The organism is Paracoccus sp. MA, from assembly GCF_020990385.1.
Lineage (GTDB): Bacteria > Pseudomonadota > Alphaproteobacteria > Rhodobacterales > Rhodobacteraceae > Paracoccus.
Map to the genome: position 1 here is coordinate 598,678 of NZ_CP087598.1, position 12,745 is coordinate 611,422.

The 12,745-nt window shown below is 69.8% G+C and carries 13 protein-coding genes and 1 tRNA gene; 3 read left to right on the forward strand and 11 right to left on the reverse strand.

Translation table 11 applies throughout. The features are described 5' to 3' along the window. Position 1: 1 nt before the first annotated feature. The 7 genes from LOS78_RS10065 to LOS78_RS10095 all read right to left on the reverse strand — a co-directional run bounded on the left by LOS78_RS10065 (position 2) and on the right by LOS78_RS10095 (position 5,352). Positions 2–1,621, reverse strand: coding sequence for an ABC transporter ATP-binding protein (locus tag LOS78_RS10065; RefSeq protein ID WP_230378135.1), 1,620 nt, complete (start codon positions 1,619–1,621; stop codon positions 2–4). Then, positions 1,621–2,607 carry a BMP family protein gene (locus LOS78_RS10070; protein ID WP_028713094.1) on the reverse strand — a complete coding sequence of 329 codons (987 nt, stop codon included), beginning with the start codon at positions 2,605–2,607 and terminating at the stop codon, positions 1,621–1,623. Before LOS78_RS10070 ends, LOS78_RS10065 begins: the two co-directional genes overlap by 1 nt. A 91-nt stretch (positions 2,608–2,698) precedes the next feature. After that, positions 2,699–3,100 (reverse strand): GNAT family N-acetyltransferase, encoded by a 402-nt coding sequence (locus tag LOS78_RS10075; RefSeq protein WP_028713093.1) that lies wholly within the window; start codon positions 3,098–3,100, stop codon positions 2,699–2,701. Then, positions 3,097–3,690 (reverse strand): tRNA (adenosine(37)-N6)-threonylcarbamoyltransferase complex dimerization subunit type 1 TsaB, encoded by a 594-nt coding sequence (gene tsaB, locus LOS78_RS10080; protein ID WP_230378136.1) that lies wholly within the window; start codon positions 3,688–3,690, stop codon positions 3,097–3,099. Before tsaB ends, LOS78_RS10075 begins: the two co-directional genes overlap by 4 nt. After that, positions 3,683–4,237, reverse strand: a complete 555-nt coding sequence (locus LOS78_RS10085) for a NifU family protein (RefSeq protein WP_028713091.1) — start codon at positions 4,235–4,237, stop codon at positions 3,683–3,685. Before LOS78_RS10085 ends, tsaB begins: the two co-directional genes overlap by 8 nt. 54 nt (positions 4,238–4,291) lie before the next feature. Beyond that, on the reverse strand, positions 4,292–4,897 hold the full coding sequence (locus LOS78_RS10090; protein ID WP_230378137.1) for a type II CAAX prenyl endopeptidase Rce1 family protein: 606 nt from the start codon (positions 4,895–4,897) through the stop codon (positions 4,292–4,294). Then, a complete protein-coding gene (locus tag LOS78_RS10095; RefSeq protein ID WP_028713089.1) occupies positions 4,897–5,352 on the reverse strand; it encodes a universal stress protein in 456 nt (151 codons plus the stop codon). Before LOS78_RS10095 ends, LOS78_RS10090 begins: the two co-directional genes overlap by 1 nt. Before the next feature lie 156 nt (positions 5,353–5,508). Between LOS78_RS10095 and LOS78_RS10100 the strand changes: the two genes are divergently transcribed. After that, positions 5,509–6,339 carry a sugar transferase gene (locus LOS78_RS10100; protein ID WP_230378138.1) on the forward strand — a complete coding sequence of 277 codons (831 nt, stop codon included), beginning with the start codon at positions 5,509–5,511 and terminating at the stop codon, positions 6,337–6,339. Between the two features lie 229 nt (positions 6,340–6,568). Here LOS78_RS10100 and truA read toward each other — a convergent pair whose 3' ends face one another. The 4 genes from truA to LOS78_RS10120 form a co-directional block, all read right to left on the reverse strand. Beyond that, positions 6,569–7,357 carry a tRNA pseudouridine(38-40) synthase TruA gene (truA, locus tag LOS78_RS10105; RefSeq protein WP_230378139.1) on the reverse strand — a complete coding sequence of 263 codons (789 nt, stop codon included), beginning with the start codon at positions 7,355–7,357 and terminating at the stop codon, positions 6,569–6,571. A 2-nt stretch (positions 7,358–7,359) separates the two neighbouring features. Further along, positions 7,360–8,343, reverse strand: coding sequence for a 5-bromo-4-chloroindolyl phosphate hydrolysis family protein (locus LOS78_RS10110; RefSeq protein ID WP_028711820.1), 984 nt, complete (start codon positions 8,341–8,343; stop codon positions 7,360–7,362). Positions 8,344–8,668: 325 nt separating this feature from the next. Continuing rightward, positions 8,669–8,742 (reverse strand) — tRNA-Gly (locus LOS78_RS10115). Positions 8,743–9,429: 687 nt separating this feature from the next. Continuing rightward, positions 9,430–10,110, reverse strand: a complete 681-nt coding sequence (locus tag LOS78_RS10120; RefSeq protein WP_230378140.1) for a GntR family transcriptional regulator — start codon at positions 10,108–10,110, stop codon at positions 9,430–9,432. A 218-nt stretch (positions 10,111–10,328) separates the two neighbouring features. Between LOS78_RS10120 and LOS78_RS10125 the strand changes: the two genes are divergently transcribed. Next, complete coding sequence (locus LOS78_RS10125; RefSeq protein ID WP_230378141.1) at positions 10,329–11,357, forward strand: proline racemase family protein; 1,029 nt, start codon at positions 10,329–10,331, stop codon at positions 11,355–11,357. A gap of 166 nt (positions 11,358–11,523) precedes the next feature. After that, positions 11,524–12,471 (forward strand): ornithine cyclodeaminase family protein, encoded by a 948-nt coding sequence (locus LOS78_RS10130; protein ID WP_230378142.1) that lies wholly within the window; start codon positions 11,524–11,526, stop codon positions 12,469–12,471. Positions 12,472–12,745 lie beyond the last annotated feature (274 nt).

Genomic DNA, 12,745 nt, shown 5'->3' on the forward strand with positions numbered 1-12,745 from the left:
CTCATCCCGCGCCCCCCTCGGCATCCGCCCCCGGCGCCGCCGCCGGCGGGATCGCCGCTTCGGGCGGGGTCACGGCGGGATCGACCCCGGCCATCAGGCAGCCCAGATCGCCGGTCGTCGCCTCCTCGGGCAGCCGCTCGCCCATGATGCGGCCGTCGAACATCACCGCGATCCGGTCCGACAGCGCCATGATCTCGTCCAGCTCGACCGAGACCAGCAGCACCGCCTTGCCGGCATCGCGCAGCGCGACGATGCGCTTGTGGATGAACTCGATGGCGCCGATATCCACCCCGCGCGTCGGCTGGCCGATCAGCAGCAGGTCGGGATTGCGCTCGACCTCGCGCGCCACCACGATCTTCTGCTGGTTGCCGCCCGAGAAGCTCTTCGCCGGCAGGTCCGCATCGGGCGGGCGGATGTCGAAACGCTCGATCTTGCCGGCCGCCTCGGCGCGCATGGCGGCATGGTCCATCAGCCAGCCGCTCCGGAACTCGGGCGCGTCCTGATAGCCGAAGGCGACATTCTCCCAGGCGGCGAAATCCATGATCAGCCCTTCGGCCTGGCGGTCCTCGGGGACATGGCCGATGCCGGCGCGGCGCCGGGCGCGGCCGTCCGATCCGGAGAGCGGCAGCGGCCGGCCCCCGAGCAGGATCTCGCCCGAGAGCCGGGCGCCCGCCTCGGGATAGCCGCCCAGGATCTCCAGAAGCTGGGTCTGGCCGTTGCCGGCGACGCCGGCGATGCCCAGGATCTCGCCGGCGCGGATGGTCAGGTCGATGCCGCGCAGCCGCTCGACGCCCTCGGCATCGACCATGCGCAGCCCGCGCAGTTCCAGCACCGGCGGGCCGGGCCGGGCCGGGGCCTTGTCCACCCGCAGCAGCACCTTGCGCCCCACCATCAGCTCGGCCAGCTGCGGCGGGCTGGTCTCGGCCGTGCGGACCGAGGCCACCATCTCGCCCCGGCGCATGACCGAGACATTGTCGGTGATCTCCATGATCTCGCGCAGCTTGTGGGTGATCAGGATGACGGTCTTGCCCTCGTCCCGAAGGCCGCGCAGGATGCGGAACAGGTGATCGGCCTCGGCCGGGGTCAGCACGCCCGTCGGCTCGTCCAGGATCAGGATGTCGGCCTGGCGATACAGCGCCTTCAGGATCTCGACCCGCTGCTGGTGGCCGACCGACAGCTCCTCGACCAGCGCGTCGGGATCGACCTGCAGCTCGTATTCCGCCGCCAGCCGCTTCAGCTCGCCGCGCGCCCGCGCCAGCGAGGGGCGCAGCAGGCGGCCGTCCTCGGCGCCCAGGATCACGTTTTCCAGCACGGTGAAGTTCTGCACCAGCTTGAAATGCTGGAACACCATGCCGATGCCGGCGCGGATCGCGGCCTGGCTGTCGGCGATGGCGACGGGCTTGCCGCCGATCAGGATCTCGCCGGCATCGGGGCGATAGAAGCCGTAAAGGATCGACATCAGCGTCGATTTCCCGGCGCCGTTCTCGCCGATGATGCCGTGGATGGTGCCGCGCGGCACCATCAGGTCGATGTCCTTGTTGGCCTGCACCGGCCCGAAGGCCTTGGAGATCCCGCGCAGTTCGATCGCCGGGGCCTCGGGCAGCGCGCCGGCCGCGGCCATTACTGCACCGGGCAGCTGTTGTCGGTCATGTAGTCGTGCACCTTGATCTCGCCCGATTCGATGCCCGTGGCGGCGGCGTCGATGGCGGCGGCGATCTCGTCGGTGATCAGCGGCTGGTTGTTCTCGTCCATGGCCAGCGACACCCCGCCCGAGGCCAGATCCATGACCTTCACGCCCGGCTCGACCTCGGTCCCGGCCTTGAAGGCTTCGTAGACCGAATTGTCCACGCCCTTGACCATCGAGGTTAGCACCTTGCCCGGATGCAGGTGGTTCTGGTTGCTGTCCACGCCGATCGACAGCACGCCGGCATCCGCGGCCGCCTGCAGCACCCCGATGCCGGTTCCGCCCGCCGCGGCATAGACCACATCCGCCCCCTGCGAGACCTGCGCCTTGAGCAGCTCGCCCCCCTTCACCGGGTCGTTCCAGGCGGCGGGCGTGGTGCCGGTATAGTTGATGATCAGCCTGCCGTCCGGATTGGTCGCCTTGAAGCCCTGGGCATAGCCGCATTCGAACTTGTGGATCAGCGGGATGTCCATGCCGCCGATGAAGCCCACCGTGCCGGATTTCGAGGCCTTGGCGGCGGCCACCCCGGCCAGATACGAGCCCTGCTCTTCGGTGAAGACGATGGACTGCACGTTCGGCTGCTCGACCACCATGTCGATGATGACGAATTTCGTGTCGGGATAGTCCGGCGCGATCTTGCCCAGCACCTCGCCGAAGGCGAAGCCGGTCATCACGATGGGATTGGCGCCCGATTGCGCCAGCCGGCGCAGCGCCTGCTCGCGCATGGCCTCGGACTGCATCTCCAGCTCCTTGTAGGTGCCCCCGGTCTCGGCCTTCCAGCGTTCGGCGCCGTTATAGGCGGCCTCGTTGAAGGATTTGTCGAATTTCCCGCCCAGGTCGAAGATCAGCGCCGGATCGGCCAGCGCCGCGACCGGCAGCAAGGACAGGCAGGCGCCGGCGAGCAGGGATTTCATCAGGGACATGTCGGACCTCAAGACGGTTTGCGGGCGAGTCAGCCCGAGATTTCCGGATTAGGGCGCATGGGCCGGAATCCGTCAACAGCCTTGTCCGCGGTCAGAGCGTGCGCCGCATCAGCAGCGCGTCCACGCCGGGCGCGTAGTAATTCCGCCGGTTTCCGGCGATTTCCCAGCCCGCGCCGGCATAAAGCGCCGTGGCTGCCGCATTGTCCGAGGCGACCTCCAGAAAGGCCTCGTGCGCGCCCCGCATCCGTGACGTGGCGGCGAATTCGGCCAGCAGCGCCGAGGCCAGCCCCCGGCGCCGCGCCTCGGGGGCGACGGCCAGCGTCAGCAGCTCGGCCTCGTCCGCGACGCTGCGGCCCAGCAGGAAGCATTGCGGCCCGACCAGAAGGAAATTCAGCGGGTTGGCCAGCAGGTCGGCGAATTCCGCCGCCGCCCATGGCCGGGGATGGGTGGCAAAGCAGCGGCCGTGCAGCGCCGCCAGTTCCTCGGGCGTCATGACAGGATCAGCGGGCCGCGGTCGCGCGCCGGCGCGGCATCGGCCGGGCGCAGATAGATCGGCGCCGGGCGCGGCAGGTCCGGTTGGTCGCGGCGCGCGGCGGCGATGCGGGCGATGGCCTCGGCCAGCGGCATGGCGGGCGGCAGAAGGGGCGGGCCCGGCGGCAGGTCCTGCGGCGCGGCCTGCTGCGGCAGGCCGGGATGCCCGGTGCCGAAATCCTGCCAGATCACCTCGCCATGGCGGGCGGGGATGGCGACGCGGCAGGGGCGGGGCAGGCCATGCGCGGCGGCCTCGGTCGCGCCGACGCCGACGGCGGGAATGCCCAGCGACAGCGCCAGCCCCCGCGCCGCCGCGACTGAGATGCGGATGCCGGTGAAATTGCCCGGCCCGATGCCGCAGCCGATGACGGAAAGGTCGCGCCAGCCCGCGCCCGCCTCGGCCAGCACTTCGCCAAGCAGCGGGAACAGCCGTTCGGCCTGGCCGCGGGCCATGTCCTCGTGGCGCTGGACCAGCACCCGGTCGCCCTGCAGCAAAGCGGCCGCGCAATGCGCGGCCGATGTGTCGAAGCCCAGCGAAAGCGCCTCAGCCAACGGGCCGCACCTCGGTCACTTCGGGGATGTAATGGCGCAGCAGGTTCTCGATGCCCATCTTCAGCGTCAGCGTGGAGGAGGGGCAGCCGGCGCAGGCGCCCTGCATGTGCAGATAGACCACGCCGCGGTCGAAGCCGTGGAAGGTGATGTCGCCGCCGTCCTGCGCCACGGCCGGGCGCACGCGGGTGTCCAGCAATTCCTTGATCTGGTTCACGATTTCCGCGTCTGGCCCGTCCTGGTCGTTATGGCCGCTGGCGGCCGCGCCCTCGATCGCCGGGGCGCCGGACTGGTAATGTTCCATGATCGCGCCCAGGACCGAGGGCTTCAGATGGTCCCAGACCGCCTCGTCGGCCTTGGTCACGGTCACGAAATCCGAACCGAGGAACACCCCGGTCACGCCCGGCACGGCAAAGATGCGTCGGGCCAGCGGGCTGGTCGCGGCGGCCTCGGGCGCGGGGAAGTCGGCGGTGCCGCTGCCCAGCACGGTTTCGCCCGGCAGGAATTTCAGCGTCGCGGGGTTGGGAGTGGTCTCGGTCTGGATGAACATGGCGGCGGGCTCCTTTGTCCCGGGATATGGGGATCGAAGGGCGGGCAAGTCAAGTCAGACCGGCACGCCGTTATCGGCGGCGATCCGGACGAAGACGAGGAAATTCGCCAGCACATGCGCCAGCGCCCCCGCCCCCGCCGTGCCCGAGGACAGCCGCGCCGCCATCATCAGGGGCGCGATCAGCGCCGCGCCGGCCAGGATTCCGCCCGCGCCGCCCGGCATGTCCAGCCCCGCCGCGCCGACCGCCGGCGCCAGGTGCCACAGCACGAACAGCGCCGCGGCAAGGGCTTGCGCGCCCGGTCCGGGACGGGGGATCAGCGCGCCGCGCCAGAACGCCTCCTCGAGCGTGCCGTTGATCAGCGCCGCCAGCGCCACGGCGGCGAGCACCGGCCAGGACAGCCGGGCCGGCGCGGTTCCGGCCCAGAGCGCGCAGGCCAGCACCAGCGCGGCCAGCGCCAGCACCACCGCCGCCGAGGGCGGCCGCAGCCGCAGCGACCATCCGCCGCAGCGGGCCAGCGCCAGCGCCAGCAGCGTCCAGTAAAGCGCCAGCCCCGCCAGATGGCCGCTCAGCGGCCGCAGCGGGCTTGCCCGAAGCCCGTGGAACAGCGCCGCCAGGACCGGGATGGCCAGCAACGCGGCCAGCGCCAGCGGGCGGTGCATCAGGTGATCTGCTCCAGCCGCTCGCGCGAGATGTCGCCGGGCACGATGGTGACCGGGCAGGGCAGGTTGGCCACTTCGCGCGTCAGCCGGGTGACCAGCGGTCCCGGCCCCGCGCTTTCGGTCGAGGCGGCCAGCACCACCACGCCGATCTCGGGGTCGTCATGGATCTGGGCCAGAAGCTCGGCGCCCGGCTCGCCCTCGCGCACCACCAGTTCCGGCTCGATGCCGGGGCGGTCGCGCATCCATTTGGCAAAGACCTCGTAATGCGCCTCGATCCGCTCATAGGCCTCGGCGCGCATGACGTCGGCGACGCCCATGCCGTGCTGGATGGCGGTGGCCGGAATCACCGCCAGCACCTGCACGCCGCCGCCGGTCTTGGCCGCGCGCAGGGCGGCGTAGCGGATGGCGTTCAGGCACTCGCGTGAATCGTCCAGAACCACCAGAAATTTCCGCATTTATCCCGCCCCGGTTGTCCCAGAATGAGCAAAGACTGGCCGAAAGGACACGCTTGCGCAAGTCTCGTGCAGTTTCCCTCTTGCGGTAGTTTTAAATTAAGAGGTGCTATGTTAGGCGGGAAAAGTTAGCCAAAGCGCCGAACGCAGGACGGAATTGTGACGATTCACCACGATTGGGACAAAGCCGACTGCCGCAACCTGCATTCGCTGGGCAGCGTCGATCTGACCTGGATCGCGCGCGAGCAGGTGCAGGGCCGGATCGGCATGACGCCGGGCAAGCGGTGTTTCGACATCGTGCTGGCCCTGGTGCTGCTGATCCCGCTTTCCGTGGTCATGGCCGGGGTCGCGATGATCCTGCTGCTGACCCAGGGCCGGCCGCTGTTCTACGTCGCGCCGCGCATGCGCGCCCCGGGAGAGCCGTTCAACCTGCTCAAGTTCCGCACCATGCTGCTGGAAGACGGGGATTTCGGCGCCACCGGCGCGCACAAGCATTGGCGCATCACCCGTGTCGGCCGCATCCTGCGCCGCACCCGCATCGACGAATTGCCGCAACTGTTCAACATCCTGCGCGGCGACATGAGCTTCGTCGGCCCCCGCCCGCCGCTGCGCGAATATGTCGAGCGTTTCCCGGCGCTTTACGCCCAGGTGCTGAAGAACCCCCCCGGCGTCACCGGGCTGGCCACGATGATCTATCACGCGCATGAGGACCGGATCATGGCGCGCTGCAAGACCGCCGCGGCGACCGAGGCCGCCTATTACCGCCGCTGCCTGCCGACCAAGCTGCGGCTGGACCTGATCTATCAGCGCCGGCGCAGCCTGCGGCTGGACCTGTGGATCATCTGGCATACGGTGATGACCGTGGTGATTCCGCATTGGCAGGGCCGCCGCGCCCGCCGGGTGCCCAGCATGCCGCAGGCGGCTGCTCCGGTCAGGCCCCAGCCCGTGCTGCCGGCGGTGCACCCGCAGCCAAGCGTTCCCGCCGAGTAAGCCGCCGGGAGTCGCCGCAGCCTGCCGGCGCCGCGTCCTGTGGTCTGCCAGCCTTGTCGTCGCTCTCCTCCTCCCGACATCTTCAAGCCCGCCGCTTCGGCGCGGGCCGGGCCGCGGGTGCAGCCTGTTGCCCGCGGGGTGCCGCCGGGTCCTTGCTGCCCACGCCTGCCCTGCCCATGGTTGCTGCCAAAGGGCGGGCCGCGTCCCGGCATGTGCCGGGGCCGCCGCGTCAGCGCGCGACAGGGGCAAAGGGGTCCTGCGGATAGCCCACCCCGGTCAGGTAAAGCCCCTGCGGCGGGCAGACCGGGCCGCAGGCGGCGCGGTCGCGGGCGGCGAGCGCCTCGGCCACGCGCCCCGGCGGCCAGGCCCCCGCGCCGACCCGCTCCAGCGTGCCGACGATCGAACGCACCTGGTTGTGCAGGAAGGACCGGGCGCGCAGGACAAAGCGGTATTCGCGGCCCTGCGGGACCTCGACCTCGTCGATGCTCAGCTCGTCCAGCGTCTTTACCGGGCTGTTCGACTGGCACATGGTCGAGCGGAAGGTGGTGAAATCGTGCCGGCCCAGGAGATGCGCCGCGCCTGCGCGCATCGCGGCAAGGTCCAGCCGGTTCTGCACCTGCCAGGCCCGGCCGCGATCATGGGTCAGCGGGGCGCGGCGCGCGATCAGCCGGAACAGATAGCGCCGCTCATGCGCCGAAAACCGGGCGTGGAAGTCATCCGCCACCCGTGCGGCGGCCAGGACGGCCACCGGGGCGGGCTTCAGGTGCCAGTTCAGCGCCTCGGGCAGGCGAAACGGGTCCCAGTCGCGGTCCAGATCGGCATGGGCGACCTGCCCGGTGGCATGCACCCCGGCATCGGTGCGGCCCGCCGCGGCGATGCGCGCGCCGGCCGCGAAGCCGGGGTCGAGCCGGCCGAGCGCGGCCTCGATGGCGCCCTGCACGCTGGGCCGGTCAGCCTGGGCCTGCCAGCCCGCGAAGGGGCCGCCGTCATATTCGATCAGCAGGGCGAAACGCGGCATGGCTAGCGGCGCGGCTTTTCGGAATCGCGCGGGATCAGCAGGTCGTCCAGCGTCATCGGCCGCGACAGGTCCGCCGGCTCGTCCGGCTGGGCGGGGATGGCGGGGGGCCGCACCCCTTCGCGCGCCAGCCGGTCGCGCAGCACGCTGATCTCGATGTCCAGGTCGGCGCGGCCGCCTTCCAGCACCCGGGCGCTGCGGGCTGCGAATTCGGTTTCCAGATCGTTCAGGAGCGTCTCGTAATCCTGGCGCGCGCGGGGGTCGCGGGTCTGGGCGTAGAGGTCGGCGAATTTCACCGTCGCGTCCCGCGCGCCCTGCAGATAGACGCTGAGATAGCGGCGCAGGGCCGAGATCGTGTCGGGATTGTCCTCGACATGGCCGAAAAGCGTGCGCGCCGCGGCGGCGAACATGCCGACGCGGGCCTCCAGCCGGCGGTCGCCGGTGCGCAGGATGGCCTGCTGCATGGCCTGCAGATGCGCCTCGCCCTCGGCGACGATGCGCTGGGCGCGGTCCTGCCGGACGCCGTCGATGCCCTCCATGCCCTTGTCGCGCATCGGGTCGGTGCCGAAGGCCAGCCAGTGCAGCATGGCGCCGGCGATGCCGATCACCCCCGCACCGGCCTCGGCGCCCGGGACATACGAGCCGAGGGCGAGGCCGAGCCCGGTCAGGATGCCGCCGAAGAGCTTGCGCGGAATCGCCGGCCGGCGCGCGACGCGGCGGGCGTCATAGGCAGCCTCGGCCTGCAGCCCCTCGCGCGTCATCCACATGCCCGAGGCCAGGCTGCCGAAGGCGATCAGATGCAGGGCAAGCCCGGCCGGGTCCTGCCAGAAGGCGCTGATCAGGAAGGGGACGGCCATGATCGTGACCCAGCGCGTGCGCGATTCCAGCGGATGCCGAACCTCGCCGGGCGCCGGGCGCGCGGGCGGGCGCGGATCGGTTCCGTCCAGCCGGGGCTGCGGCGAGAAGCGGCCGCCGAAACGCTTTGCCATCGCCGCCTCCCTCAGCCCGCGCCCACGAAGGAGGCGTAGAGCGTCAGGCCCATCAGCAGGAAGAAGGACAGGCGCTGCATGGCTTTCCGGGACATGGGCTTCCTTTCGGCGCGTCGGGCGAGTCGCCCGCGGGATGGTCGGGCGAGATGCCCGCGTCTTGCGGATTGCCCGCAGGATATAGGGCGCATCCGGCGGGAACGGAAGGGCTGGGGGCTCTGCCCCCCACGCCTCCCGCGCCCTGCGGGGCGCAGGAGGCGCTCCCCCCGGGATATTTGGGCAAGAAAGAAGCCGGGTGCCGGGCGGGAGGGCGAGCGGAAGGGGAGAGTGGAGCGGGTGATGGGAATCGAACCCACGTATTCAGCTTGGAAGGCTGCTGCTCTACCATTGAGCTACACCCGCATCGCCTTGGCTTGTATCCTGTCCCGAGATGCTTCGCAAGCCAACGGCGGGGGCTCTGGTCCTGATGGCTTCTCGTTGGTCGGCGGGGGGGGCCGGGCTTGTGGAGCTGCGGTCCGATCCGTTCGGCTGGGCCGTGATCTTGGGCCAGCGGGGCCCGCTTTCCGCGACCGGAGGGAGGCGATGGGTAGCGGTAAAGGCAGCGTCCGCCCACGACCTTCGCGGTGGCGTGCCGGGGGCGATGGTATTGCGGCAAGCCTGTCCCGGGCGCGGCGGAGCGTTGCAGAGATGGATCGGCGCCGACCGCAGCTTGCCTGGCTGCGGATCGGCCCCGTGGCAGGTCGTCTGCAGGGATTCGCCCGGAAGCCCCGCGCCGCATCCGCTCCATTGCTTCGAATGATCGATCCCCGCGCTTCCGGCCTTCGGGGTGCGGTCGGTCGCAGCCTGTTGCGGGCGGATGGAGATCGGCGGGGCGAAGCGCCGCCACGTCCAACGGGGCGGGCGCCGTATCGATGCCCTTGACGCGATCACGCCCCGCCTGGGGAGCGTGCCGAGGGCGCATGATCCTGGCGGCAGCCAGCCGGGCATCGGGTCGCGAGGCCGTCCGGTCAGGGCGGCGTGGCGGTTGCGGCTGGCGGGCCGGCCGGCCATGGCTTAAGCGGGTTGCCGCCCTTGGAAACGGCCCGGGCCTCAGCTTGCGCCCTTGCTTGCCGGCAGGTGGTGCAGCAGGGACGAACAGGCGCCCATGATATGGGCATAGACCAGCGCGCCCGCCTTTTCCGCATCGCCCGCCCGGCAGGCGGCGAGGATCTCGCGATGCTCGCGGTCGGCCGTGCCCTGGCCGTGCGACAGGGCCAGCTGGATGCGCAGGTAACGCTCCAGCCGGTCGTTCACCGAGCGGATGGTGCTGACCAGGAACGGCCGCTGCGCATCCAGATAGAGGCAGCTGTGGAACTGCCAGTTCAGCGCCGACCATTGCGCGACATCGGTTTCCCGCGCGAAGGCGTCGCAGAACGCCTCGGCATCGGTGAAGGTCTCCAGCGTCATATGCGGCACCGAAAGCTTGATGGCGGCCGATTCCAGGATGGCGCGGGTCTCGAAGATCTGGGCGATCTCGGGCTCGGAAACCGCGGTGACGATGGCGCCCTTGTTGCGCTGGAACTCGACCAGACCCTCGGCCTCCAGCCGCTTCAGCGCCTCGCGGACCGGGATCTTGCTGACGTTGAACATCCTTGCGACATCGTCCTGGCGGATCGGCTCGCCCTCGTCCAGCGTGCCGTCGGCGATGGAATCGCGGATGAATTTCAGGATGATGTCCGAGGCGGTGGGGGCTTTCCCGAGATTGGGGACCTCTGCATCCTTGAATGGCATTCTGCTTCCCCCAGCTGCGCGGCTGCACGGGCAGGAAGATATGGTAGCCGATATTCCCCCGCAAGAGGATGCCGCGCCCGGAGAAGGTGCGGGCTGTGACGACTCGGGAAGCGCGCTTGACGGGGCAGGGCGAAACCGGCAATGTAGTAAAGAGATATCGTATACGAAATACCAACATGTGGCCAGCCCTGCCTGTCCGCAATGATCGAGGAAAACCAATGCGCACATCCAAGGTCGTGCATGTCGTGTCCTGCCATGCCGAAGGCGAGGTCGGCGATGTCATCGTCGGCGGTGTCGCCCCGCCGCCCGGCGAGACGGTCTGGGACCAATCGCGCTGGATCGCCGAGGACGAGACCCTGCGGAACTTCGTGCTCAACGAGCCGCGCGGCGGCGTGTTCCGCCATGTCAACCTGCTGGTGCCGCCCAAGGACCCGCGCGCCCAGATGGGCTGGATCATCATGGAGCCGGCCGACACGCCGCCCATGTCGGGCTCGAACTCGATGTGTGTGGCGACGGTGCTGCTCGATACCGGGATCATTCCCATGCAGGAGCCGATCACCCGCATGGTGCTGGAACCGCCGGGAGGGCTGATCGAGATCGAGGCCGAGTGCCGCGACGGCAAGGCCGAGCGCATCCGGGTCCGCAACGTGCCCTCCTTTGCCGACAGGCTGGACGCGCGGATCGAGGTCGAGGGGCTGGGCACGATCACCGTGGACACCGCCTATGGCGGCGACAGCTTCGTGCTGGTCGATGCGGCTGCGCTGGGGCTGGAACTGCGTCCCGACCAGGCCCGCGACATCGCCCGGATGGGCGTGAAGGTAACCGAGGCCGCCAATGAACAGCTGGGCTTCAAGCATCCCGCCAATGATTGGGACCATATCTCGTTCTGCCAGATCACCGACCCTGTGCAGATGAAGGACGGGGTGCTGTGGGGCAAGAATGCCGTGGCGATCCGTCCCGGCAAGCTGGACCGCTCGCCTTGCGGCACCGGCTGCTCGGCGCGGATGGCGGTCTTGCATGCCAAGGGCCGGATGAAGGCCGGAGACCGCTTCGTCGGCACCTCGCTTCTGGAGACCGAGTTTCATTGCCGGATCGACAGCGAGATCGACCTGAACGGCAAGCCGGCGATCCGTCCGATCATCTCGGGCCGGGCCTGGATTATTGGGACGAAACAGTTGATGGTCGATCCGGCGGATCCGTTCCCGGGCGGCTATCGCCTGTCGGATACCTGGCCGATGGATCGATAGGGGGCATCGCCATCCCGCTTGCCGGCGGGCTGGATGCGGGGGACGGGCATGGCCGGCCGGCAGGAAGCACCGGAGGCCCCGGCTCTTGCCAGGCTGGCTCGTCTCTGGCTCTGTAGCGGCATTTCCGGCGGGCGCCGACCCGTGCAAAAGAAGGAAACGCATTTCCATGACAAGCAAAAACGCCCCGCAATTCCTGTCCTATGACGATGCGATCGGCCGGCTGAACTGGCCCGATGCCGTCGAGGCGTTGCGGCAGGGCCACGGGCTGCCCCCGGCCGAGATCAGGGACGTGTTCCTGGGTCCGCCCACCGGCACGATGATGAGCCGCTCGGCCTGGATCGAGGGGCTGGGCTACGGTGCCAAGACCTTCACCGTCTTCGACGGCAATGCGGCGCGGGGGTTGCCCACGGTCCAGGGGGCGATGCTGGTCTTTGACGGCGAAACCGGCACGCTGCAGGCCATCGTGGACAGCCCGCTGGTCACCGAGATCAAGACCGCCGCCGATTCCGTTCTGGCTGCCAGCCTGCTGGCGCGCCCGGACAGCCGGCACCTGCTGATTGTCGGCGCCGGCACGGTCGCGACCAGTCTGGTCAAGGCCTATACCGCGGTGCTGCCGGGGATCGAGCGCGTCTCGGTCTGGTCGCGCCGCCCGGAACAGGCGCGGAACCTCGTCGCCGGCCTGGACGGAATCGAGGCCGAACTGGTGGCGGTGCCCGACCTGCAAGACGCGGTCGGAGAGGCCGACATCGTCTCTTCGGCCACCATGGCGCGGCAGCCGGTCATCCTGGGCGATTGGGTCCGGGCCGGCACCCATGTCGACCTGATCGGCGCCTTCAAGGCCGACATGCGCGAGGCCGACGATGCGCTGATGGCCAAGGCGGCGCTGTTCGTGGACAGCCGCGCGACCACGCTGGGCCATATCGGCGAGCTGTTGCTGCCCATCGCCTCGGGCGCGATCACCGCCGAGAGCGTGCTGGGCGATCTCTATGACCTGGTGCGTCCCGGCGCCCGCCGGCGGCAATCGGAGGACGAGATCACCGTGTTCAAGAACGGCGGCGGCGCGCATCTGGACCTGATGATCGCGTCCTGGATCGCGCGCGTGATGGCGGAGTGAGCGATGGGCCGGGCGGACGTTCAGCCCGACCTCCGGCTTCAGGGAGATGTTGCGACCCCGCCGCGCGGGCTCGGCATCGCGATTCGCCTGTCCAGATCCGGGTAAGTTCTGAAAATGGCCTCGAATTTGTTCCATCTGGCTGGCTGATGGGCAATATTCAGGCGCACCGCCTGGCGATCCTCTGGTATCCCTCTCGCATCGAATGAGGAGATCGGCATGATGCGTATCTGCCCCACCGCCGCGGGGGCACCGCCGCGCTGCTGGCCGGCTGACA

Excerpts from the sequence above, each read along its gene's own strand:
- LOS78_RS10065 (WP_230378135.1), bottom strand. The coding sequence starts at position 1,621 with ATGGCCGCGGCCGGCGCGCTGCCCGAGGCCCCGGCGATCGAACTGCGC.
- LOS78_RS10070 (WP_028713094.1), bottom strand. The coding sequence starts at position 2,607 with ATGTCCCTGATGAAATCCCTGCTCGCCGGCGCCTGCCTGTCCTTGCTG.
- LOS78_RS10075 (WP_028713093.1), bottom strand. The coding sequence starts at position 3,100 with ATGACGCCCGAGGAACTGGCGGCGCTGCACGGCCGCTGCTTTGCCACC.
- LOS78_RS10085 (WP_028713091.1), bottom strand. The coding sequence starts at position 4,237 with ATGTTCATCCAGACCGAGACCACTCCCAACCCCGCGACGCTGAAATTC.
- LOS78_RS10090 (WP_230378137.1), bottom strand. The coding sequence starts at position 4,897 with ATGCACCGCCCGCTGGCGCTGGCCGCGTTGCTGGCCATCCCGGTCCTG.
- LOS78_RS10095 (WP_028713089.1), bottom strand. The coding sequence starts at position 5,352 with ATGCGGAAATTTCTGGTGGTTCTGGACGATTCACGCGAGTGCCTGAAC.
- truA (WP_230378139.1), bottom strand. The coding sequence starts at position 7,357 with ATGCCGCGTTTCGCCCTGCTGATCGAATATGACGGCGGCCCCTTCGCG.
- LOS78_RS10110 (WP_028711820.1), bottom strand. The coding sequence starts at position 8,343 with ATGGCAAAGCGTTTCGGCGGCCGCTTCTCGCCGCAGCCCCGGCTGGAC.
- LOS78_RS10120 (WP_230378140.1), bottom strand. The coding sequence starts at position 10,110 with ATGCCATTCAAGGATGCAGAGGTCCCCAATCTCGGGAAAGCCCCCACC.
- LOS78_RS10125 (WP_230378141.1), top strand. The coding sequence starts at position 10,329 with ATGCGCACATCCAAGGTCGTGCATGTCGTGTCCTGCCATGCCGAAGGC.
- LOS78_RS10130 (WP_230378142.1), top strand. The coding sequence starts at position 11,524 with ATGACAAGCAAAAACGCCCCGCAATTCCTGTCCTATGACGATGCGATC.